Raw genomic sequence first — 20002 nt, 5'->3', positions numbered from 1 at the left:
GGCGGCCTGGAACAAGCACACTGCTCTGTAATCTTTCCTATCGAAGGACACTCTGGAAACATGACCTAACATATTGAGGCGCCGCAAATTTTCGATGAGGCTGATTTCGACAGCGTCATTCTTGTCGGCCAGCACGAGGACCGGAACGGCATAATCGGCGTCAAGCTTGCCCTCCTCGATCAGCGCCTGGACTTGCTTGAGGCGGCGGCCACCTGCGGTGATCCTATATTCACCCTTCTTGCGCGGGATGGCCAAGCCGACCAGATTCTGGATGACGCCCTTGGCGAGGATGCTGGTCTTGAGTTCTTCGTCGGCGACAGGATCGGTCCGCTTGCGGACGTTTGTCGGGGCAACCGTGAGCCTGGAGGCGGGAACGAAAATGATTGGTGGCTTCTGTGTCATGGACATTCTCCGTTGCGCGCCGCACCCTGACCATCAGGCCGCAAGCCGCACCCTCCACCGCTCCACCTCCCCTCCTGCCAACAGCAGTTGGTTCCAGTCGTTGAAGGGCTGCGGCGGCCAAATGGTCGCCAATTCCCGTCCAGCCCGGCCATAAGCTTCACGAGCGCGCTGGGCTGCGCGGCGCCCGGCCCCATCATTGTCGGCGAGCAGGACAAGGCGACTGACACCCGATGGTATCGCAACATGAGCGAAGCGCTCGGCGCCCAGGGCCGCCCAGACCGGAATATCGAGCAGAACGGAGGCAGACAGGGCATTCTCAATGCCCTCGGCCAGGCCCAATATCCCAGCCGATCGCGAAAGCTGCACGGCCCCTTCCCGCAATGCGCCCAGGCTTCGCTTGTTCTTCAAAAATGGCGCGGGCCGCCCGTTGAGCTGAAGGAAATTGCGCTGGACGCCAACAATATTCCGGCCCTCGGAAACGGCGGCGATCAGCGCGGGCAGAAAGCGGAGGCTGCTCCCGCTGCCCAGCGGCGTGGCGGGATGATAGCGTAGCGCGGGTGAGAAAATCCGGATCCTGCGGGAAGCCAGATAGAGTTCGGCGGGTGTGCCATCGAGCGGTTGGGCCGCGCGCCAAAGCCGCAATGCCGCTTCGCTCCGCCAACCAGGCACGGCAGGGCCGGAAGGCAGGGCGGCTGGGTCCCGGGGGACAGGGAGGCTCTGCGCCCGTAGCGCCTGGAGGATTTCGGCAATGGTGCAACCGGCGAAGCATTTGAAGAGAAGCGCCGATCGCCCGCGCCTTACCGACAGACTGGGGGTTCGATCCGCGTGCGCAGGGCACCGGCACATTCCTCCACCATTGGCCCAGGTACCGCCGAGACGGCAAACAATGGCAGCGCCGGCCTTGTCCAGGTCAGTGCTCACGGCCCACGTCTTTCCTGATGCGTCGCGATCTGCCTGATCGCCTTTCGCAAATGGCACCTCACCTTCCGACGACTGATCCCGAATCGCCGCGAAATCTCCTTTGAAGGCATTTGATATTGGACCAGCAGGACCAGTATGTGCCGGGTCAATGGCGCAAGGTCCGCCAGCGCTGCAAAATCGATCGTCTCATGATTCGATGGCTCGACGTACACGCGCGGAACGCGGTCGGTCGCAACCCCGTTATCCGGACCGCTTGGCAAGCCATGCGCGGGTTGCAGGCCCGCCGCCGAATCGATGCACGCGGGTTCGATCGGCACACACTTGGCCGCGCGAATATGGTCCCGCATATGTTCCAGAACATCATTGTCGCTGTCCATGCGGCAAGTTCGGAAGATGCTGATCGCGTAGCGGAAAAAGTGTGAAACCCATCTGGTCATGGCGGCTTGTTCCCATTTCGAGAAGCGACGATGCCTTGCTCAAGGCGGATCGCCGCTCCCCCTCCCCTCCCGCCGGCACACTTGCCCCCTGCCAACAGGATCTGGACGCCTCGGACGTTGCGACCGAACGGCTGGCTGGCGGCTGTGCAACCCTTCTGGACAGAGCTTCCCGCGGCGATTGATTTTGCGTGTCAATTTTATGACACTTGTTGCCTATCGCAACGGACTGGTCGCCCTGCTTGTCAAAGATGCTCCGGCGGCCGGCATGGCAGAAGGTCGCAGCTCTCGTGCCCGAACAGCAACTCCCGCCCGAACTGGAACCCTATCGGACAAAGCTGCCGCTGATTTCGGAGCGGCAGCGCGAATGCATGAAGCTGGTGGCCGAAAATTTCACCTCCAAGAAGATCGGCAAGCTGCTCGGGATATCCGCCTGGAGCGTGGACAAGCACATCATCAAGGCGCGCCGGCACCTGGGAAACATGGACAGGTACGATGCGGCACGGATCATCCGCGCCTATGAAGCCGTGCTTGCCGGGGCGCCCCCTCCCCCCCAGAATTTGGGTACCCAGCCGTTGGGTCTGTTGCCGTCGGCGAAAATTGTGCCCTCTGATCCGGTCGATAACGACGCGGAGCAGCAAGCTAGGCCGGGGCAAGAGATGGCGCTATCGCAGGGTGAGGCGACCCTGATGAACGTGATCCACGCCCTGCTTGGACTTGTGCCTCTCCGCTCTAGCCGGAGACAGAGCAATGATCTGACCATCTACTATATCCTGATCGCCGTTGCGGTGATGAGTTCCCTGGCCTTGTTCTCGGCCGGCTCAGCCGCTTCGTTCCTATCGGCGCTCGACAGTCTCGCCCGCCGCTAGACGAACCTCCTTAACGCTGTTTTCAACATATGCGCATTCCGCTGGACTGCGCGGAGGAGACCTTATGCCCAAACAACGCCATGTCATCGCGCATTCGGTTGCGCAGCGTCTCTTTGCCGCCGAAGAGGCCCTGGACATCGCCGCCGCCCGGATCGCTGAGCTCAATGCCGCACTTCCTCTCGCCCGGCTCGAAGGCAAGCTTGCCGCGTCGATTGGTCAGGATGCCTTTCGATCCTCGGCGGCGGCGGTGGTCCTTGTGGCCAAAACCCGCGAAGAGATCATTGCCACCCACGCCCGGCTCAAGCAGGCAAGCGACGACATGGGGCTCGGCGAACAGGCCTATGGCGACGTGTTCAAGGTAGCCGCCGAAGCCCGGCCCGCAGCGGACCGACATTTGCGAGCCGCGTAATCGGCCAGCGCCAGGCCATTGACTAGCGGCAACATTTTTCGTCTCCTTAGATGATGACCAGGCAAATGATCTTTGTATGCCTTCTGATCATCAGTTCGCTTTATGCCCTTGCAAGGGGTGGCCGTCCCGAACAGATCGCGGCGGTCACCCTTGCGCTCGGGGTTCTTGCGAGCATCGCCTTTGTCCAGCCTGGAGAGATTCGGTTCCATAATCTCGAGGCCGGCATATTGGGCGTGGACACAGCGATGCTAGGAGTATTTCTCGCCCTTTCGTTCCGAAGCACAAGGTTCTGGCCGCTCTGGATCTCGGGAATGTTGCTTGCAGAAGTGATCATTCATCTGACGCGGGCGATCGTTCCTGACATCGTCCCGGCGGCTTACGCCGAAGCTGTCGGCTTCTGGAGTTGGGTGGCGCAATCGATGCTGATCGCTGCCACCTGGCGCCATCAGGAAAGGTTGCGCCAACGCGACTATGACGCTTCCTGGCGATCAAATTGACTGCGTCGGAATTCGCCGTTCTGCCGTAAACACACCTGCGCGTCAGAGGTGACGTTCGTAATCAAAGGTCGGCCCGAAGTTCCAATCAGAACGATATGACGGCACGCGCCCACAGGTGGTAGGCAAGGCCTCCAGATCTTTCCGAGTGGCGGCCCCGAACACTGCGTCGCATCAAGATCGATGTGCGTGTCGCCACCAATAGGTCAAACGTGGAATTCGATCCCGGTACGCTCCGGCGAAACCCGAGAATTCGCAAGCAAACCTTATCCACCGGCGCAGAACTGACCTGGTAATAAAATCGCCGGGCCAACAGCCGCCCCTTTGGTCCATCAAAAACGGAGTGAGCCCGATGCAGGCAATGCCGCTTTTACGCGTCGACATATGCAGAAAGCTGATAGCGTCACGGAAGGTCGTGGGCGACTGCTTGGGCTACGCTCTGTGTCCGAACCCGATCTGGGACATGATGCTTGAGCTTTTTCTCGCCGCGCAGGAAGAGCGCCCCTCTTATCTCCTGTCGCTCTGCATGTTCGCCAATGTCCCCCTCTCGACAGCCCTGCGAAAAGTGGAAACAATGGAAATGAGCGGGATCATCGTGAGGGAAGCGGCGATGCGCAATCGGCGACGGGTCGAGGTTCGGTTTACGCCCCATGGGCTGGAAGCTATCGAACGGGCACTCGACCGGCTCGGGCCCATCTACACGGCGACCCCCGACACGGCGCTGTTCGCCACGAGGATCCTTCCATTCACCCTTAGCACAGCACGGCGCTCCTGAGTTTCGTTGATCAGCCGAAGCTCTTTGGAAGCCGCCACCATCTTCCGGACAACGTCGCGTTCGACAGGACAAAGGATCACGGGCAAGGTTCGCGGGCCATTGTAAGATCAGCCGGACCAGCGCATCGCACTCGCTCGGTGACAGTTGGCCTATGCCGGAAATGACGACTAGGCGCGGCTTTTCCTGCGTAACGAGGCCATGCTGGTCGGGCGTCACGGCTTCCTGCAAATGCAGGCGAATATATTGTCATCGGCGGCGTACCGGAGTGCATGACCATGGTCTGTGCCGGATGATACCAGAATTATGATCGGCCGGGGTCTATCAATCCGGAATTCTCAGTTCCTTGCCAGACGCGATTTGAGGTCAGATCGCGTATCGATCTCGGGCATGGAGTTCCTAGTAATGGATTGTGCAGCGTCCATGGAGGCCGCAGCGAGATGCGTTACGCGCGGGCGCTGCAGCCAATGGCCCGATCCAGATCGGGGATCGAAGTAGCCGGACCGATCATCGAACAATCATATGTCGACTATCACACGCAACCATCAGGCAATATTTACATTTGATGCGTTAGCACGCAGACAGCATCAATATTAACTTGTTATGGGATCGCGCTATGGCCGAAGAGAAGCAGACTGACATTACCACCCTCACCGTTCAGCTCTTGAGCGCCTATGTTTCCCGCAATATGGTTCCAAGCGAAGGCCTGGCAGATCTGATCAAGACTACCCGCGCCGCGCTTGTCGAAACTCCTGCTGCGGTGACCGATGAAAACGCAAGTCCAACATTCGCGCCGGCAGTTTCCATTCGCAAGAGCCTGTCGTCGCCCGACCATATTCTAAGCCTCATCGACGGCAAGCCTTACAAGACGCTGAAGCGCCATCTGGCGACCCACGATCTGACGCCCGAACAATATCGTGAGCGCTACAAATTGCCCAGGGATTATCCGCTGGTGGCGGCAAGCTATTCCGATGCGCGGCGAGCCGTTGCCCAGAAACTGGGTCTGGGCAAGAAAGCCGCTATGACCGTCGCTCCTGAGACGGAGGCGGCAAGCCCTGATGTCGCAAAGGCGAGCAGCACTCCGTCGCCCGCTGTTTCGGCCAAGGCTGACCCAGCCCCGACGAAGAAGTCGGCCGGCAAGATGAAGGCAACCCCGGCGGTATCCGTTGAAGCAACGCCCAAGCCGGCAGCCCAAGCTTCCGCACCGAAGAAGGATAAGCGGACTCGCCTGTCGATTGCCGGCCCCAAGGAGTCGCAGGGCGCAGCGGAAGCAAAATCCGCGCCCACAGCCGCCAAATCCACACCGGCCGAGAAGAAGCCTGCGGCTTCGCCCAAGGCGAAGCCCTCGTCGAAGCCCAAATCCTTGAAGGCAGCTCTGACGGCGGCCGGCGCTCACCTCGGTGCTGAGACCAAAGCCGATCCTTCTGCCTGATACCAATCGGTAGGGGGTGGCAATCCGTCCCCTACCCTGCATAGCCTGAGGCCACCTTGCCAGCAGAGAAGCGAGCGCTGCTCTGAGGACTGCCATTCGATGGTTTCTGGCTTATCGTCGTCGCAGAAAATGAAAATCTTATGATCGAGAGGCAGGGCCGGATGAAGCGGCAGACCGTCACGATCGCAGTTGGGACAGATACGGTGTCTGGCCTGATGCTGCACCCTCCGGCAGCGAAAGCGCTCTATCACTTTGCCCATGGGGCCGGCGCGGGCATGATGCACAAGGGGATGGAATCGAATGCGCAAGGCCTTGCAGCACGAGGCATTGCAACGCTCTGCTAACAATTTCCGTACATGGAAAAGGGCTCGAAACGTCCAGATGGCTCCAGGCTTGCACACGCCGTCGTGCGGGCGGCAGCGGAACGAGCAGGTCAGTTGGCGCCGGATATCCCCTTGTTCGCGGGCGGCCGCTCCTTCGGGGGACGCATGACATCGCAGACCCAGGCGAACCAGCCGCTGCCCGACGTCCGGGGCCTTGCTTTCCTGGGTTTTCCTCTCCTCCCAGCCGGGAATCCGGGCATGGAACGGGCCGAGCATCTCTCCCTGGTCGAGATACCCATGCTTTTCATTTCAGGATCGCGCGATGCGCTCGCGGAGACAGATTTTGTTCGACCGGTCGTGTCCAGCCTTGGTCGCATCGCCGGCTCCAGAGAAGGTGCCAGCCATCCCGTCGATCGCGTGCCGCTTCCACGACACGATCATCGTGTGGTGTACGCCATGCTTGGCGGCCAACTCCGCCAGCGTAAGGTCACCGCGGATCGCCTCCAGCGCGACCTTCGCCTTGAAATCCGCGGCTGTAGCGTTTTCTCGTCATCTTCATTCCCGTACCAATCCATCAGGTCGAGAGTAACTTAACACCCTGTCCAGAAAACCGGCACCACCTCGAGGGCCACAGTAATTGGCATCCCGAATTAACCGCAAAAGCTGCCGTGGGATGACGCGAAGAAACTGCTCCCGGATGGTTCCACTCTCGGTTGGCGATTGCGTTTCGACAGTGCTTCGGCAAGTAACAAGTTCGTTGCCACCAGGCATGAGGGAATGCCTAGCGCGCAAAGAAATCCCGCAGGCGGTGGTCCCCTTGCTGATCCTGGTGATCCTGCCACTCCTGCCAGCACTCGTCGGCGAGCTGGGTAAGAGCATCGAATGCCTGCGGACTCGCATTGTCGAGCGAACGAATCGCCGCAGCCCTTACGATGTCGGGCTCGCGATCGATCCGCAGATGGCGGTCCCGTATCAGAACGCGAATCTGCTGTAGAGCCAGATCTTCCTGTGCGGCCATCGTGGTCTGGACAAGACGGCGCCCCCAGAGCGATTGGATGATACCGGGCTTGCCGGGTTCGTTGCGAGTCTGCACACCTTCACTCCAACTCGCCGTCCCGACGGAGAGCATGTAGCTGCGGTCGAGATCCGCGCGCTGGCGGCTCATGGCCTCGATCAGCGCCACGACGTCGGGCGCATTGGCGACGAGGCCGCCATCGGCGTATTCGTAAGGGGCGATCTTCACGAACGGGAAGAAGGTCGGGGCGGCGGCGCTTGCGAGGATTGCATCGACCAGCTTGATCTTCGAGGCGGCGGCGCCCGCAAGACCAGCGGAAGTGAAAATCTCAGTTTTCCCGCGTGAATAGTTGACGGCGGTGACGACAAGCTTTCCCGCAAAATCGTCCAGCCGTACTTCCGCCTCCGCGCCGAGGACGGCTTTCGCGGCCTGCCGTAACGGTTCTGTGCTGTAGGAAGCGCTGCCGAACAACCGGCGCGGCCCATCAAGGCGCCGACGCGCGAAGATGGTCGGCCCATGCGTCTTCATGGCCTTCACGAGCATGTCGGCCGAGCAGCCTGCGGCGAGTCCGGCCGCCAGCAGGGCGCCTACCGAGGTTCCAGCGAACAGCTGGAAGCGATCACGCCAAGTCACACCCCATTGCTGCTCACACTGCCGAAGAAAGGACGCGGTGAAGACGCCCCGATAGCCACCGCCGGTGAGGGAGAGGATCTGATGCCGGTTGTCCGGCAGCGCCGCGTTCATGCACTCTTTCCGATGGGATGAGTCGGATCTGCAACAAGGAGGCCGTTAAGCCGGGCATGGGCCTTTTGCGTGCGTTCGACATAGACGTATGAAATGTCGTTCCGACCGACGATCGCGGTCGCGATCTCGAGCTTCTGGACACTGCCGATCGCCTCGACCGCGTCATCTGGATAGACATATTCGATCTTCTGATCGAGGAGGTCCCCCCAGCGCGAGGCGATCGCCGCAGTGATCGGTACAATCCGGTCCTCAGCGCCATAGTCACGAAAGAGCGCTTCGGCATTGTGTCCCATCTGGATAAGATCGTCGTGCGAGAAATCCAGATCGGATGTCCCCAGGATGGTGAGAGCGATGCGTCTGTTGAGCTCGCGCCGGATCGCCATGGGAGTTACCGCGCTGATACACAAGTCGCGCGCGATGACGCCATGCTGGCTCGCGGCGTCAGCTAGCCAGAGTTCGCCTGGCTGCCCCTTACGCTGGATGATGTCGAGAACGGTCCGCGAGCTCAGAAGATAGCGTGCCATACGGGATCAGAACCGGATATAGCCGCCGACAGTTTCCTCCTCCGCGCCGAGACCAATGCCGATCGAACGACCTTTGCCCTTGATCGCGATCATTTCTTTCAGGATCGCGTCTGCGGGCTTACGATCATGGGCGTCCTTTTGCGCCGTCTCGATCACCCGTCCGAAAATCTCGAGTAGCTGTGCCGCCGAAATCACCACAGTCGCGTTTGCCAGCGCCTGTACCCGGCCGCCCTTGGTGAGCAACGAGGGTATATGCTCCTCGGCGCGTCGGCGAATTTCCGGCAAGCTTTTGTTCGCAGCTTCGAAGCCGACGACCTCCGCGGGAACATTGCCGAACTCCTCGAGCAGCTGCTCGAGGCCTCCACGAACCATCGGATCGGCATCGTCGACCATCGGCAATAGCATTGAGGCAAGAGTGGCCATGAAGAGTATCCTATTTGAGTTCTCTCCTCATATAGCGATAAAACCGTTCGGGAACAATGAAAACCGTTCGGTTCATCGCATTTGTGCGCTTCATCCAAGGCGGTACGTGCCGCAGCAAATCCTCGACCATCCGGTTCGTCAGCGGGCGGTGGGCCTTCAGTCGGCGATAACGATGGACGCCCTTGTGCCATCACCATAAGCCATCATTGACGTGAACAGATGCTTGTCACTGGAGCGTAGGGGGTATCCTGATGTCCGCAACCAGAGCCGTACTTTCCTCACTCACCCTGGCAATACTCGGAGGCGCAGTTCAAGCGCAGACGCCCTCGCGCCTTGGTGATCTTGTTGGAGTACGCGGTGCGAGCGGCGAGACGGCGCTGAAGTCGCGGGGATATGAATTTATCCGGGGCGAGAAAGGTGATGATCGCAGCTACACCTATTGGTGGAACGGCGCGGAGCATCAATGCGTCACCGTGGCGACCATGGACGGCCGTTACGCCTCCATTACTCCGACGCCGTCTGCTGATTGCAACCAGCGCGAGGCCCGGCATCATAGCGGTCAGGATGCCCATGATCGGCCTGCCCGGGATCGCGACGACCACCCCGACATGGGCTATGGCGGCAGCGCCTCGACCCAGCGCCAGTCGCCCAGCTATGTCGAGCAGCGGGACCGATATCAGGTTGGCGGCAACATGATCGATCTGGGCCTTGTCTGTTTCGGCGACGGACAACGGCCCGGCGTTGAGACACGCTATGGCTGGTCATGGAACAGCCGCACCGATCGCTACGACTATGGCAACCGGGTCGAGATGACCGGCCAGCAGTTCGACGCATCGTTGATGATCCAGCTCTGGGCCGGCGGTGGCCGCATCCGTCTGCCAAGGAAGCTCGTGCCGCCGATCAACAGCCGGGGCAGCGACGGTTGGTGGGATCTCTACGATGTCGCAACGGGACCGGACATCATTCGGGCGAAATATCGTCTGAACGGTCTCAACAAGCCGCTCATCACGATCAACCGGCGGAGCGGGCAGATCAGCATCCAGGGTACCGCGCCCTATGCGTTTCGCGGCAGCTGCGACTCTGTCGACGGTCAGGATCACCGGCGCTTTTGAATCCGGCGAGCGCTGCCGCTGTGACGACGTCAGCCTCGGCTCCTCTTGTTTCCAGGCCTATCGTGGGGCAGAGCCTCGACCATCATGATCGAGTTTCGCGCCCCAGCCGCCGACGCCCCGGAATTGGCGCTCTCGCCCTTGCATCGCGCCGCCCTCCTGACCCTGCGTTATCTCATCGAAACCGGTCCGATCGGCCTGACCCCCAACAGGGCCCTGAAGCGATACTTCGTTACCTGGGCGGCCGAAGCGTTCAACTGGGCCGGCTATGCCACCGATGAGCTTTATACGCTCAACAAGGTCCTGAACGAGCACGACTTTCCTCCGCTGGTGGTACTGCATGACCTGTTGCTGGCCGCCAAGCTTGCCCGCCACCGTAAAGGCTTCCTGCACATCACCAGGATGGGCAAGAACCTATTGGAGTATCCAGGAAGCCTGTGGATCACCCTGGCCCAGCACCTGCTTCTTGCCGCCGGGCATGACGACATGCTGGAGATCGAATGGGTTTCGGTCCTCAACGCCGTGAACCTCGAGGCCCATTCAGGCATGACGGACCAGCAGTTCTGCGCTAGACTGACGGGCGCCGACGCAAAGGACTGCCAGCTCAAGTCGATGATCTATGTGCATGTCCTGCGGCCTCTGTGCTGGCTCGGCTTGTTGCAGGAGACCCGCCAGGGCCGATCTGAGCGGTTCTTCACGAAGACAGCGCTCTGGCCCCTCGCCTTGACGTTCGAGGGTGACACACCACCGTCGTCGGTCACGAAACATTGAGCAAGGGGCCGCTTGCCGCGAAGGGATCGAACCTGATCAATGTGCATAGGCCGGCTGGCGGTTTACCGGTTGAGGGATGCGAATAGCGACCCGAATCTTCGCCCTGATCCCTCAGGCAGATCATGGTAGCTGCCGGTCAACCGGCCTTTCCAGTCATTAATCGCTGATTTCAAGCTCCCAAGACCGGTTGGTCCAATTTTTTTCATTCTGTTCGCTCAAGTTTGCCCCTCCACAGCGCAGTGTCTTTCAGGCAAATCCGGTGCATTCGAACCAATCGGTCATCGCCTGCCGGGCTTCATCGCTTAGTCGGACAAAGAATCGCCTGCCATCGCGGACATCGGCTGTACGAACGATGATGCCGGCTTTTGTCAGGATCGTCAGATAGCGAAGCGCGGTGGTGGGCGGAGCGCAAGATGCCACACAGGCACTCGAGACGGAGATATGTTTGTGCTCGGCAGCCGCGATGTAGAGATCGATCATGATGTCCCATGCCGGATCGACAAACAGCTCCCCTCCGAAGAACTCCGCGCGGCGGTACCGGGCTTTTTGAAGCCTGCGGAAGAAATCGACCGAGCCGGTTGCGGCCGGGGCAGACTTGACCGGTGCTGGAGTGGTGTCGGCAGCAAACCCGATCCAGTCCGATCCGGTGTCCGGCGCTAGCGGGGGAAGGTTATGGCTGATCCATTTTTCGAACTGCGCGGTCAGGCTCTTTACCTGAGCCTGACGCATGAACGATGGTTGCGTTACATCATGTCGCGGATTCCAGTTTTCCACGTCGAATTCCTTCAACGGTCATGGCGCGATCATACCGGCGATCAAGGAATATGCCGGTCACGATCACCGCAAGTGTGGGGATGGCCCAGACGGTCGAGGCCAGGATGTGAAAGTTCAGCTTGAAGGCCGGCGAGAGCAGAATGGCGATCTGTGCACCCACGGAATTGACCTGGAAAGCGGCGATGATGATGGGCCAGCGTCGCCGGCTGGACAAGGCAAGTCCCATCTTCATCGCCAGGGAAACCAGATCCACGCCCAGGCTCGCTGCCATCGTGAAGCCAGGATCGTCTGACGCATGTTGGAGAATGAAGGAAACAGCGAACAGAAACCCGATGATGGCGACAATCGCCCGCCCTTCGCGACCGCCATGAGACAGCGCGTAAATGGCGGTTATCGACAGCGCGATGGAGTAGCTTAGGGCGATCATTCCACGGGTGGGAAACGATAATCCGCTCCGCGTCAAGCCACTCAGGCTACGGCCTTGAGATGGGTCGCACCCGTCGACGTGGCCGGCTCGCCGTCGATCGTGTAGGGACAGCCTTCCCAGGCGACGGTGGTGCGCTTGCGGATCGAATGTGTCCGGCGATGAACCTTCAAAAACTGCTGACGCGACAGGAGCATCGTTCCGAGGCAGTTTGTCAGGTCGTTGAACAGCGATTGGCTGACATTGGGTTCGAGGCCGATTTCACCGGCGGTTTCGACCATATCGCCCGCCAGCCGAAGCGTGTGCGCCATGGCGGCATCGATATGCGTATAGGTGCCAAATATGCTTTGGGTCAGGGTCAGGAAGCGGTCACGGTCGAGAGGCAGTATCGTTTCTTCCGATTTGGGCATGAGAAATCTCCTTCGTGCAGGCACGATGCCGCGCACGTTCTCGAGTTGGCGATATCAGGGAAGGGTCAGGTGGCCTTGTAGTTCAGCCACGCAGAGATGGTGATGATGCAGGCGAGGACGCCGGTCGTCGCCAGGGCGGTCCACAGGATGGACCGGATCGTTTCAGCCTTGTTCAGATCATGTGGCGGCCCTCCAATATGGTGCAGCAACCAGGTCCACACCGCAATCCAGAGGCTTGCCATCTTACCTGCCACACCCCTGTGGATCCCAGGCATCGCCACCCGCCCTGGCCCCGGCAGCGATACATCCAGAGTGGCGGATTTTGGCGGCTCGGCAAGAGGTTCCGATTGCAGGTGCAATTGCTGCACCACGGGTTCTTCCATGGCCGCAAGGAGGCGCGCGGCTTCCCTGCGGTTGAGCGCGCCAAGCTTCTGCACGGCGGCCTGGACATAGTTGTCGATGACGCCAGGCGTCGTCGTCAGCCTGAGAGCGATTTCCTTGGAGGTCAGGCCCTGATGGACAAAACGGAGGCAGCGCTTTTGTTGTTCGGTCAATTCTGCCAGACGCTGCGGCATGCGATAGGCTCCCTCCAATTGCGAGGGAGTTTTCCTATTTTCCTGCGCTCAATGCAATGCCGTGGTTAATACCACGCAAGGGTTAAAGCCGTCGCCCAGCCCAAATGACGCGACCCACGATCTGAACCAGTTGCGGATCAAGATCGCTCCAGTCGGGATAAAGGGGATTGTCGCTCCGGACGGAAAATCGGCCGCGCATCGGTCCCAGAGCGACCCGCTTGACCATCAGTGCTCCGTCCAGCCGCAACACATAAATGCCGTCGCGCAGCCGGCCGGAACCGTCGGCATGGTCGACCATGATGTCGTCCCCATGATTGAGCGTGGGCATCATCGATTCGCCATCAACCCGTATGATGGTCACGGTCCTGGCATCGATGCCGAGTTGACGAAGCCATCGGACGTCGAATGCAACGCGATCGACAGGCTGTTGATCGTCATCCAATGTCCCGTGGCCCGCCGAAGCGCCCAGCGACAGGCGCGCTACCGTCGTCGTCACCGCATCGTTGTCGGATAGGGGAACATGCGCCGCCGCCTCCTTGCCGCCTCCAAGCACCTCCTCTGGAACGCCAAAATAGCGTGCGAGGATCTGCCGGTCTTCCTCGGCCAGCCTGCGTGGCGTGCCGCGCTTGATGAATTGCTGGATATAGGCGGAATTGCGGCCCAGCATGCCTGAAACCCCGGCATAGGTATCACCGCGCTCAGCGATCAATCGATCCAGTATAATCGCGACTTCTGTAGCCATGGGCCACCGTCACAAGAATGATGCGTGCGGTCAAGTTAGGCATTTTGATCAAGGATATGCGCAAGACCCACCTTGTGGCTGAAAGCCGCCCCTGTCTATGTTCCAGGGCGGTTCGGGCGCGGCCTGCGCCAGCGCCGCAATCTACTGCATCGGGCCTGCGCGCAGGATATCGTCCATATAAGCCGCGATCGCCTTCCAGAGGGCGACACCCATCTCGTCACCTTCGGCCGCAAGCTCGCCGATTCGCCCGGCCACCCTCACCGGAGCCTGATCGCCATGCCGCTTGACGAGCATGATTGCCGCTCCCAGCATGACCTGCTCCTCCGTGATCGTCATGCCGGCCTGATAGTCTCGATGTCCAGCATATCGAACTCCGAACGGCACCCTGCCACCTGCACCCAAGTGCCAAGAAGGTGACGATAGCGGCCAGACAGGTCCAGCCGCCACTCCCCTCCATCTGCCATGCGCAGGATCGGACTTGAGCCTCGCATGAGAAGCACGCCGATCAAATCATGGCGCGTACCTCTGGGCATCCTATTTCCGCTTTCCCGATTGCTCGGTCCCGGAACGATCGTCGAACACCCAATTTAGATAGGCCGCGATCCTGACGCCACCACGCTTCAGGCGATCATCCAGTTCACCGCGATGCTGATAGGCATAATCCCATGAGAGGGCGGGATCGGAGGGATAGACGATCTTGCGCAAGGCGATGCTCTCACGAAGCCAGACTGCCGGGCGGGCGTCGCTCCAGGCGATCACCTGCGCCGGCGTAATCGATCGGGAGAGCCAGCCGGCATATTCGGAATAGGACAGGGAGCGCTGCTCGATCATGGCCGAGTCCCACACCGAGTGGAGATTGGTGGAGCGACCGAACCATGTCACCTTGACGTCGTTGCCGCCCCGGTCGGTGCCGCCGCCAGCATGAAGGGGTTGGTGCAGATCTCCGATAATGTGGACGATGAACCGCAGCGCCAGACGCTTGTCCTCAATCGTCGCCTTGGGATCATGCAGGGCTGCGGTGAATTTTGATAGCGCCGTCATCGCATCGCCACCGTCCGGCGCATCGGATGGCCGATACTCATCGCCTTCCTTGACGGTCACATAATGCCACTGGCTTGCCGTCTTCTGCCAGAAATCCGCCTTGTCGGACTTCATGTCATCAGGCCATGTGGCGGCCTCGGCAAGATCTTCCGTACCCAGCAGAATGCGAACATTGGCCCGGGCCACGCCGCTCAGATTTTCATCGGCGATGGCTCCCGTGATGCGGTGGCCGACAGGGCCCCAGGCATAGGCCGGTGATGACAGGGCCAGCGAAACAGCGAGCAGTGTGGATCTATGCATCATGTCCCATTGCCAATTTTTCTTCTGGACGGGAAGCCATGACCCGACTGAGAGAGTGATTGCCAGGGATGCCCATGATCCCGGCTGGGATTTCGGATGACTCGGTGCTGCGGACCGCACCGATGCAAAATGAGAGATTTCTACATCGAAGTCTCTTTGACGTTGCCGACGAGACGAAGAATCGCAAGATCGGTCGCTACCCATCTTCCACCGTTCATCGACCGCGTCTACAATCGACGCCCACTGCATTCCGCTCTGGGCTATTTGAGCCCGGTCGAGTTTGAGGAGCTACACGCCGGATCCATGGTCAAATCGGCGGCCTGAAACCTGTCCGACACCGGGGCCCCACTCCATGCGTGGGTCACTTCTCAGCGGCAATCAACAACCGCTTCAATTCACCGCATCGGAAGAATTTCGTTAACCTTATTCATGGAAACATTGGCCATGGATCAAGTCGGGGTGAGAGGTTGGCTGCGCTTCCTGCTTGGAGCGCTCAAAGGCGGTTCGAATTCCGAACTGCCCTACGCGGTTTATCGCGATCTTCTCTCGACGCTCTTTTCCATGCGGTTCGTGATCGTCGGCTTCGGCCTCCTCTATATCGCCGTGGGCACGCTCATCTACCTGAAATGGAACGATGCCGTCATTGCGGCCCTGACCTTGAGCGCCGTCGCCGTCACCGCTGCGCGCATCCTCGTCATCAATGCTTATCATCGGGCCGGCGGAGCGTCTCAGCCAATCAGGGATCTCGAACGGTGGGAGGCGCGCTATGCGCGCCGAACCTATGTGTTCGCGCTCCTGCTCGCGGGCCTCAACATTCGCGCGCTGACCACGCATGAGCCGCTCTTCCATATCAGCACCATCAGCCTCGTCTTCACCTTCGGAGCCGGCATCGTCTCGAGAAACGCCGGCAGGCCCAGGCTCTGCGTGATCGCGCTCGCCCTGGCCGTCGTCCCAACTGCGCTCGCGATGCTGGTGCATGCCGCCCGCGAATATGACGAGCCGTTTCATGCCGAGTTCTTTGCGTTCGAGGCGCTGCTGCTGTTGACGGTCGCCGGCATGAGCCTGGGGTCCGTCAGGCACCTCTACGCCTCGGCGGTGAACCATCTCACCACCAAGCACGACCTGGCGAAACTCGCGCGCTTCGACCCGCTTACCGGCTTGCCCAATCGCCTGCTGCTGCGCGAATGTATTCAGGCCGGCCTCCGATCCTCCCAGGAAGCGGCGAAGCAGATGGCCGTCCACTATCTCGACCTGGACGGCTTCAAGGCGATCAACGACCGCTACGGTCATCCCGCAGGTGACAAGATGTTGCTCGAAGTGGCCGCGCGGCTCAACGCGACCCTGCGGTCGAACGACCTGGTCTCGCGGCTTGGCGGCGACGAATTTCTTCTGGTCCAGGCCGACGTACAGCATCCGGATCAGGCCGAACTGCTCGCCCGCCGGGTCATCCGCCAACTCAGCGAACCCTACGTGATCGACGGTGTCGAAATGAGCGTCACCGTAAGCGTCGGAATCGCGCTGGCGCCGACATGCGGTGTCGAAATGGAACGCCTCATCGCCTGTGCCGATGCCGCGCTTTATGTCTCGAAAGCCAAGGGCAAGGCGCAGGTTCGCTTCTTTTTACCCGAGGACCACCGCGACGTTGCACCCGCAGTAGCCTGACCCCATCGCATTCGCTCCGAGCTTTACCGACGAGGACGAGGCGGATCGAGGGTCGGTGGTCCTTGGCGGTCGGCCCGCTGCTCACACCTCCCTGCCTCGATTCTCGCACAGCGATGGGGCGTCGGCAAAAAATCGGCCACCGATGGGCTGCCGATCAGAGGTGTGAACGCCCCCACATTGCTGCATGGGCCCTTCAGGTCGCTTCCGAATTGTTAGCAACTTTGGGTGATTCGCCTATCAAAAAGCGCCGCGTATCGTTTCAAATGCAGGGTGAACGGCGGAACTTATTGAGTTGTGCCGCTTCGGGTCACAATCAACCCGTCGGTGGCAGCTAGAACCCGCCCCAAATTTCTAACGCCTGATGTCGATGCGGCCGCACTCGAATACCGCTACTGACGTCTATTCGGGTTCGCGTGGCGACGTTTCCGCGCTCCTCCATGTTGCAACATCGCTTCTGCGGCAGGCCGCTCGCTACACTCGATGAGCCGAGGTTGTGGCACGGCGCCAAAACGATGAGCCGTTGCCGACGTTTCGAACGTTTTCTCAAGGTCATGTCCTCGCCGCCCGCCCGCACTGGCTCCGGCATTGAGATAGGCAACACTCAACAGAATGCCTCAATACCGGAGCCCCGCGGCGCGCTCGTCAGCTCATCGGCACCATGATCCGCGAAATCTCCAGCATCGGCTGATGCTTGTCGGTGCGGAGACCACCACGGACAGGATCAGCTGGACGTTGGACGCCGCACCCAAGGGCTCTACTGGAACACGATGAAACTCGGCGAAGTCGTCGACAGCGGAGCTGCCAGCGGCGTCGCCATTCCGCCCGACCTCCTCACTCACGTCTCGCCGTTGGGCTGGGAGCACATCAATCTCACCGGCGAATATCACTGGCCCAAATCCTTAGGATTTCGCCCCCTCCCGCAAACGACCCCGAAAAGCTTGCCGAACTTCGTCGCCGCGTCGCAGCCGGCGAGCGTAAGGCCATCATCGCCCGCGATCTGGGTATCAGCCGCGAAACCCTATACCAGTATCTGCGCGCGGCCGTCTGACAACCATGTTCTCATGATGTCCGTCAAATCGTTGTTTGGCGCACAGACCTTGAGGTGACGCCTCTTGCGCAGAGCGATGCTTTCATGGAGCCAGACCGAAGGGTCACGGTCATTCCATTCGACGATCTGCGCAGGCGTGATCGACCGCGAGAGCCAGCCGGCCAGTTCGGAATAGGACAGCGAGCGCTGCTCGATCATGGCGGAGTCCCAGACCGAGTGCAGGTGGGTCGACCGACCGAACCAGTTCACCTTGACATCATTGCCCCCCGATCATTTCCTCCACCTGCACGGAGAGGCTGGTGAAGATCGCCAATAATATGGACTATGAAGCGAAGGGCGAGACGCTTGTCGTCAGGCGACGCCCTGGGATCGCGCAGCGTGGCTGTGAAGCGCGTGAGGGCTGTCATGGCATCGCCTTCTGCCGGCGCATCTGAACCCTTGTTATCATCACCCTCCCGGACGGTCATATAATGCCATGGGCCAGCCTTTTTCTGCCAGAAATCGGCCGGGTCGGATTTCATGTCATCGGGCGAGGTTGCCGCCTCGGCCAGATTCTCTGTTCCGAGCAGGATCTTCACATTGGCGCGCGACGCCGCTCAGATTTTCATCTGCGATTGCGCCGGTAACCTGGTGGCCGATCGGCCCCCAAGCCTGCCGGTGAGGTAAAAGCCCCGAAAGTGAGGGCGATGGCAAGAAGTCCGATATTCCGCATGCCTCCCCATGGCCCGATTACATGCGCATGGGAAGCGGGCTTCGCGCTATTTGGTTGGGGCAGCCTGATACGAACATGCTATGGTCGCTCGATCAGGTTTCTGACTGCAATCAGTGCCAGGCACATAGCGGTAAAGGGGTATGCCGATATGCGATCATGGGTCATTGCCATCATCTTGGGCAGCATCGCTGCCCCCGCAATGGCGCAGAGCTTTCCTTGCAGCAACGCCGCGGTCTCGCCCTATCCGGCGCTTGTCACAACCGATCATGATCATAGGCGGGTCGCACCGGCCGGGAGCAGCCTCACCAAGACCTTCACCGCATATTACTCCTCCTTCGACGATGGAGGGGAAGAGGATGGAGAGGTCCGGCACGCCCCGCGCCTCAACCCGCAATTTGTCGCCTACGAGCTTCGTGGCGTCGCTCCCGATGCGAATGGCGATTATGCCGAGCCGCCAGTCTCGATCGGGCGGCCCAACCGCTGGTACACGTCACCGGAACTTGTGCCGCTTGTCGACAGCATCCAGGGCGTGACGAACCGCAGGATCGATGACAGCTATCGCGGCGCCGGCGAAATCTGGAACCGGGGCCATCTGGCGATGAGCGATCATGCTCAACGGATCAGCGCGCAGGCCAGCTGCAATACACATAATTTCTGGAACGCCTCCCCTCAGGCCAAGGACCTCAATCAGGGGCCCTGGCAGCATCTGGAGAATTATTCAGCCGCCGTTTCCAATAAATACCGCAGCGTCTGGGTGATAACCGGGCCCATCTTCGATCCTGCTACACCTAGGCTGACGATCGGCGACCCTGGAGAACTACCGGTCGAGATACCCGACGCCTTTTTCAAGATCCTTGTCCATGAAAGCCCGTCAGGCATCGACACGCTGGCCTTTGTCTTCGAACAGCCCAACCAGCTGAACGAGCAGGGAGAGGCCGTTCCGAATGCGACCTGGATGAACTGCAACCAGGCGCGGGCCCAGAACCATATCTATGATCACCGCCCCCAACTCGTATCGATCGCCCAGATCGAGGCACGAACTGGCCTGCGCTTCTTCCCGGACAGGCCAAATCGGGAGGCGCTGATCAATGCGCAGGCAACCGCGCTCTGGCCGGTTGAAACCCGCTATTGGGATTCTGGCAACGCCGTATGCGCGCGGCAGCGCAGCCACCCCTGAGCCATTTCGTCTGGATCTTGAGAGAAGATGTCCCGCATGCCCAAAAGCTTGTCATATGAATTGCGACGTCGCGTTCAAGTTGAATGAGCGGCAGGTTTCAAACAAACGTCGATATCTCCGTAGGTCTGACTTGTCGGCGGCAGTCAACCATCATTCGCACTTGGCGTTAGNTGAATGAGCGGCAGGTTTCAAACAAACGTCGATATCTCCGTAGGTCTGACTTGTCGGCGGCAGTCAACCATCATTCGCACTTGGCGTTAGATATCAAGGTCTGTTTCATAAACCGATCTGATCCAGCCAGGTAGGTGCGGTAATGCGAAGATCAGGCGCCCGTTCGCGAATGTCAGGCAATGGCTCGGTGGTTGGTTGAGGCTGGAATTGTCAAGGACCATACCGCGATCCGCTTTCAGGACTGCGGCTCGGATAAACGGTGCACCGCGCGCATAACGAGTGCGGATCTTGTCCTCGGGAACAATATGGCCGCCTTCCTCGACT

At 60.2% G+C, this 20002-nt stretch carries 25 protein-coding genes and 5 pseudogenes; 13 read left to right on the top strand and 17 right to left on the bottom strand.

Annotated elements, in window-relative coordinates:
* From AC58EF_RS27390 to AC58EF_RS27380, 3 genes are all read right to left on the bottom strand, one after another.
* Nucleotides 1-402: ParB/Srx family N-terminal domain-containing protein (locus tag AC58EF_RS27390; protein WP_497279539.1), on the bottom strand; the 402-nt coding region annotated here is incomplete at its 3' end.
* A gap of 33 nt (nucleotides 403-435) precedes the next feature.
* The gene (locus tag AC58EF_RS27385) at nucleotides 436-1248 is read right to left on the bottom strand and encodes a DUF7146 domain-containing protein (RefSeq protein ID WP_497279544.1); all 813 of its coding nucleotides are present in this window, start codon (nucleotides 1246-1248) and stop codon (nucleotides 436-438) included.
* Nucleotides 1249-1319: 71 nt separating this feature from the next.
* A complete protein-coding gene (locus AC58EF_RS27380; RefSeq protein ID WP_497279538.1) occupies nucleotides 1320-1760 on the bottom strand; it encodes a sigma factor-like helix-turn-helix DNA-binding protein in 441 nt (146 codons plus the stop codon).
* A gap of 248 nt (nucleotides 1761-2008) precedes the next feature.
* On the opposite strand from AC58EF_RS27380, the gene AC58EF_RS27375 reads away from it, so the two are divergent.
* The 7 genes and pseudogenes from AC58EF_RS27375 to AC58EF_RS27345 all read left to right on the top strand — a co-directional run.
* Nucleotides 2009-2626, top strand: a complete 618-nt coding sequence (locus AC58EF_RS27375) for a LuxR C-terminal-related transcriptional regulator (RefSeq protein ID WP_497279543.1) — start codon at nucleotides 2009-2011, stop codon at nucleotides 2624-2626.
* A 64-nt stretch (nucleotides 2627-2690) separates the two neighbouring features.
* Nucleotides 2691-3035 (top strand): hypothetical protein, encoded by a 345-nt coding sequence (locus tag AC58EF_RS27370; protein WP_497279537.1) that lies wholly within the window; start codon nucleotides 2691-2693, stop codon nucleotides 3033-3035.
* A 53-nt stretch (nucleotides 3036-3088) separates the two neighbouring features.
* The gene (locus AC58EF_RS27365) at nucleotides 3089-3532 is read left to right on the top strand and encodes a hypothetical protein (protein WP_497279536.1); all 444 of its coding nucleotides are present in this window, start codon (nucleotides 3089-3091) and stop codon (nucleotides 3530-3532) included.
* Nucleotides 3533-3992: 460 nt separating this feature from the next.
* Nucleotides 3993-4304 (top strand): hypothetical protein, encoded by a 312-nt coding sequence (locus AC58EF_RS27360; protein WP_497279535.1) that lies wholly within the window; start codon nucleotides 3993-3995, stop codon nucleotides 4302-4304.
* Between the two features lie 613 nt (nucleotides 4305-4917).
* Entirely contained in the window at nucleotides 4918-5733 is an 816-nt protein-coding gene (locus AC58EF_RS27355; RefSeq protein ID WP_497279534.1) for a Ros/MucR family transcriptional regulator, read from the top strand.
* Nucleotides 5734-5873: 140 nt separating this feature from the next.
* Nucleotides 5874-6077, top strand: coding sequence for a hypothetical protein (locus tag AC58EF_RS27350; protein WP_497279533.1), 204 nt, complete (start codon nucleotides 5874-5876; stop codon nucleotides 6075-6077).
* A 12-nt stretch (nucleotides 6078-6089) separates the two neighbouring features.
* Nucleotides 6090-6395 (top strand): annotated as a pseudogene (locus tag AC58EF_RS27345) (alpha/beta family hydrolase); the annotation flags it as partial.
* 18 nt (nucleotides 6396-6413) lie between these two features.
* Here AC58EF_RS27345 and AC58EF_RS27340 read toward each other — a convergent pair.
* From AC58EF_RS27340 to AC58EF_RS27325, 4 genes and pseudogenes are all read right to left on the bottom strand, one after another.
* Nucleotides 6414-6615: pseudogene (locus AC58EF_RS27340) on the bottom strand (transposase); the annotation flags it as partial.
* Nucleotides 6616-6837: 222 nt separating this feature from the next.
* On the bottom strand, nucleotides 6838-7815 hold the full coding sequence (locus AC58EF_RS27335) for a CBASS cGAMP-activated phospholipase (protein ID WP_497279532.1): 978 nt from the start codon (nucleotides 7813-7815) through the stop codon (nucleotides 6838-6840).
* The gene (locus tag AC58EF_RS27330) at nucleotides 7812-8198 is read right to left on the bottom strand and encodes a hypothetical protein (RefSeq protein ID WP_497279531.1); all 387 of its coding nucleotides are present in this window, start codon (nucleotides 8196-8198) and stop codon (nucleotides 7812-7814) included. The genes AC58EF_RS27335 and AC58EF_RS27330 overlap by 4 nt, the downstream gene beginning before the upstream one ends.
* Nucleotides 8199-8345: 147 nt before the next feature.
* Nucleotides 8346-8762, bottom strand: coding sequence for a hypothetical protein (locus AC58EF_RS27325; RefSeq protein ID WP_497279530.1), 417 nt, complete (start codon nucleotides 8760-8762; stop codon nucleotides 8346-8348).
* A gap of 251 nt (nucleotides 8763-9013) precedes the next feature.
* Between AC58EF_RS27325 and AC58EF_RS27320 the strand changes: the two genes are divergently transcribed.
* Nucleotides 9014-9874, top strand: coding sequence for a hypothetical protein (locus AC58EF_RS27320; RefSeq protein WP_497279529.1), 861 nt, complete (start codon nucleotides 9014-9016; stop codon nucleotides 9872-9874).
* Between the two features lie 84 nt (nucleotides 9875-9958).
* Entirely contained in the window at nucleotides 9959-10642 is a 684-nt protein-coding gene (locus AC58EF_RS27315) for a hypothetical protein (RefSeq protein ID WP_497279528.1), read from the top strand.
* A 246-nt stretch (nucleotides 10643-10888) separates the two neighbouring features.
* Here AC58EF_RS27315 and AC58EF_RS27310 read toward each other — a convergent pair whose 3' ends face one another.
* The 8 genes from AC58EF_RS27310 to AC58EF_RS27275 form a co-directional block, all read right to left on the bottom strand.
* Nucleotides 10889-11431 carry a hypothetical protein gene (locus AC58EF_RS27310; RefSeq protein ID WP_497279527.1) on the bottom strand — a complete coding sequence of 181 codons (543 nt, stop codon included), beginning with the start codon at nucleotides 11429-11431 and terminating at the stop codon, nucleotides 10889-10891.
* Nucleotides 11391-11843, bottom strand: a complete 453-nt coding sequence (locus tag AC58EF_RS27305) for a hypothetical protein (protein ID WP_497279526.1) — start codon at nucleotides 11841-11843, stop codon at nucleotides 11391-11393. The genes AC58EF_RS27310 and AC58EF_RS27305 overlap by 41 nt, the downstream gene beginning before the upstream one ends.
* A gap of 41 nt (nucleotides 11844-11884) precedes the next feature.
* Entirely contained in the window at nucleotides 11885-12250 is a 366-nt protein-coding gene (locus tag AC58EF_RS27300; protein ID WP_497279525.1) for a hypothetical protein, read from the bottom strand.
* Nucleotides 12251-12315: 65 nt separating this feature from the next.
* The gene (locus AC58EF_RS27295; protein WP_497279524.1) at nucleotides 12316-12825 is read right to left on the bottom strand and encodes a helix-turn-helix domain-containing protein; all 510 of its coding nucleotides are present in this window, start codon (nucleotides 12823-12825) and stop codon (nucleotides 12316-12318) included.
* Nucleotides 12826-12907: 82 nt separating this feature from the next.
* Nucleotides 12908-13567: a S24 family peptidase gene (locus AC58EF_RS27290; RefSeq protein WP_497279523.1), complete on the bottom strand. Its 660-nt coding sequence runs from the start codon at nucleotides 13565-13567 to the stop codon at nucleotides 12908-12910.
* A gap of 141 nt (nucleotides 13568-13708) precedes the next feature.
* Nucleotides 13709-13903 carry a DUF6961 family protein gene (locus AC58EF_RS27285; RefSeq protein WP_497279522.1) on the bottom strand — a complete coding sequence of 65 codons (195 nt, stop codon included), beginning with the start codon at nucleotides 13901-13903 and terminating at the stop codon, nucleotides 13709-13711.
* On the bottom strand, nucleotides 13900-14031 hold the full coding sequence (locus AC58EF_RS27280) for a DUF5818 domain-containing protein (protein WP_497279542.1): 132 nt from the start codon (nucleotides 14029-14031) through the stop codon (nucleotides 13900-13902). The genes AC58EF_RS27285 and AC58EF_RS27280 overlap by 4 nt, the downstream gene beginning before the upstream one ends.
* A 70-nt stretch (nucleotides 14032-14101) precedes the next feature.
* Complete coding sequence (locus AC58EF_RS27275) at nucleotides 14102-14908, bottom strand: S1/P1 nuclease (protein WP_497279541.1); 807 nt, start codon at nucleotides 14906-14908, stop codon at nucleotides 14102-14104.
* Nucleotides 14909-15337: 429 nt separating this feature from the next.
* Between AC58EF_RS27275 and AC58EF_RS27270 the strand changes: the two genes are divergently transcribed.
* From AC58EF_RS27270 to AC58EF_RS27260, 3 genes and pseudogenes are all read left to right on the top strand, one after another.
* A complete protein-coding gene (locus tag AC58EF_RS27270) occupies nucleotides 15338-16570 on the top strand; it encodes a diguanylate cyclase domain-containing protein (protein WP_497279521.1) in 1233 nt (410 codons plus the stop codon).
* Nucleotides 16571-17295: 725 nt separating this feature from the next.
* Nucleotides 17296-17442 (top strand): annotated as a pseudogene (locus AC58EF_RS27265) (Tn3 family transposase); the annotation flags it as partial.
* On the top strand, nucleotides 17424-17618 hold the full coding sequence (locus tag AC58EF_RS27260; RefSeq protein ID WP_497279540.1) for a helix-turn-helix domain-containing protein: 195 nt from the start codon (nucleotides 17424-17426) through the stop codon (nucleotides 17616-17618). The pseudogene AC58EF_RS27265 and the gene AC58EF_RS27260, both read left to right, overlap by 19 nt.
* Here AC58EF_RS27260 and AC58EF_RS27255 read toward each other — a convergent pair.
* Nucleotides 17589-18139, bottom strand: a pseudogene (locus tag AC58EF_RS27255) (S1/P1 nuclease). The gene AC58EF_RS27260 and the pseudogene AC58EF_RS27255 sit on opposite strands and share 30 nt — an antisense overlap.
* A gap of 339 nt (nucleotides 18140-18478) precedes the next feature.
* Here AC58EF_RS27255 and AC58EF_RS27250 point away from each other — a divergent pair.
* The gene (locus AC58EF_RS27250) at nucleotides 18479-19507 is read left to right on the top strand and encodes a DNA/RNA non-specific endonuclease (protein ID WP_497279520.1); all 1029 of its coding nucleotides are present in this window, start codon (nucleotides 18479-18481) and stop codon (nucleotides 19505-19507) included.
* Between the two features lie 257 nt (nucleotides 19508-19764).
* On the opposite strand, the pseudogene AC58EF_RS27245 reads toward AC58EF_RS27250, so the two are convergent.
* Nucleotides 19765-20002: pseudogene (locus AC58EF_RS27245) on the bottom strand (zeta toxin family protein); the annotation flags it as partial.

It is taken from the genome of Sphingobium sp. WR1, from assembly GCF_059693745.1.
The sequence above is the reverse complement of the archived record's forward strand: the minus strand, read 5'-3'. Positions and strand labels throughout refer to the sequence as shown.

Coding starts and splice junctions, on each gene's coding strand:
- AC58EF_RS27385 (WP_497279544.1), bottom strand. CDS start 1,248: ATGTGCCGGTGCCCTGCGCACGCGGATCGAACCCCCAGTCTGTCGGTA.
- AC58EF_RS27380 (WP_497279538.1), bottom strand. CDS start 1,760: ATGACCAGATGGGTTTCACACTTTTTCCGCTACGCGATCAGCATCTTC.
- AC58EF_RS27375 (WP_497279543.1), top strand. CDS start 2,009: ATGCTCCGGCGGCCGGCATGGCAGAAGGTCGCAGCTCTCGTGCCCGAA.
- AC58EF_RS27370 (WP_497279537.1), top strand. CDS start 2,691: ATGCCCAAACAACGCCATGTCATCGCGCATTCGGTTGCGCAGCGTCTC.
- AC58EF_RS27365 (WP_497279536.1), top strand. CDS start 3,089: ATGACCAGGCAAATGATCTTTGTATGCCTTCTGATCATCAGTTCGCTT.
- AC58EF_RS27360 (WP_497279535.1), top strand. CDS start 3,993: ATGATGCTTGAGCTTTTTCTCGCCGCGCAGGAAGAGCGCCCCTCTTAT.
- AC58EF_RS27355 (WP_497279534.1), top strand. CDS start 4,918: ATGGCCGAAGAGAAGCAGACTGACATTACCACCCTCACCGTTCAGCTC.
- AC58EF_RS27350 (WP_497279533.1), top strand. CDS start 5,874: ATGATCGAGAGGCAGGGCCGGATGAAGCGGCAGACCGTCACGATCGCA.
- AC58EF_RS27335 (WP_497279532.1), bottom strand. CDS start 7,815: ATGAACGCGGCGCTGCCGGACAACCGGCATCAGATCCTCTCCCTCACC.
- AC58EF_RS27330 (WP_497279531.1), bottom strand. CDS start 8,198: ATGGCGATCCGGCGCGAGCTCAACAGACGCATCGCTCTCACCATCCTG.
- AC58EF_RS27325 (WP_497279530.1), bottom strand. CDS start 8,762: ATGGCCACTCTTGCCTCAATGCTATTGCCGATGGTCGACGATGCCGAT.
- AC58EF_RS27320 (WP_497279529.1), top strand. CDS start 9,014: ATGTCCGCAACCAGAGCCGTACTTTCCTCACTCACCCTGGCAATACTC.
- AC58EF_RS27315 (WP_497279528.1), top strand. CDS start 9,959: ATGATCGAGTTTCGCGCCCCAGCCGCCGACGCCCCGGAATTGGCGCTC.
- AC58EF_RS27305 (WP_497279526.1), bottom strand. CDS start 11,843: ATGATCGCCCTAAGCTACTCCATCGCGCTGTCGATAACCGCCATTTAC.
- AC58EF_RS27300 (WP_497279525.1), bottom strand. CDS start 12,250: ATGCCCAAATCGGAAGAAACGATACTGCCTCTCGACCGTGACCGCTTC.
- AC58EF_RS27295 (WP_497279524.1), bottom strand. CDS start 12,825: ATGCCGCAGCGTCTGGCAGAATTGACCGAACAACAAAAGCGCTGCCTC.
- AC58EF_RS27290 (WP_497279523.1), bottom strand. CDS start 13,567: ATGGCTACAGAAGTCGCGATTATACTGGATCGATTGATCGCTGAGCGC.
- AC58EF_RS27285 (WP_497279522.1), bottom strand. CDS start 13,903: ATGACGATCACGGAGGAGCAGGTCATGCTGGGAGCGGCAATCATGCTC.
- AC58EF_RS27280 (WP_497279542.1), bottom strand. CDS start 14,031: ATGGCAGATGGAGGGGAGTGGCGGCTGGACCTGTCTGGCCGCTATCGT.
- AC58EF_RS27275 (WP_497279541.1), bottom strand. CDS start 14,908: ATGCATAGATCCACACTGCTCGCTGTTTCGCTGGCCCTGTCATCACCG.
- AC58EF_RS27270 (WP_497279521.1), top strand. CDS start 15,338: ATGGAAACATTGGCCATGGATCAAGTCGGGGTGAGAGGTTGGCTGCGC.
- AC58EF_RS27250 (WP_497279520.1), top strand. CDS start 18,479: ATGCGATCATGGGTCATTGCCATCATCTTGGGCAGCATCGCTGCCCCC.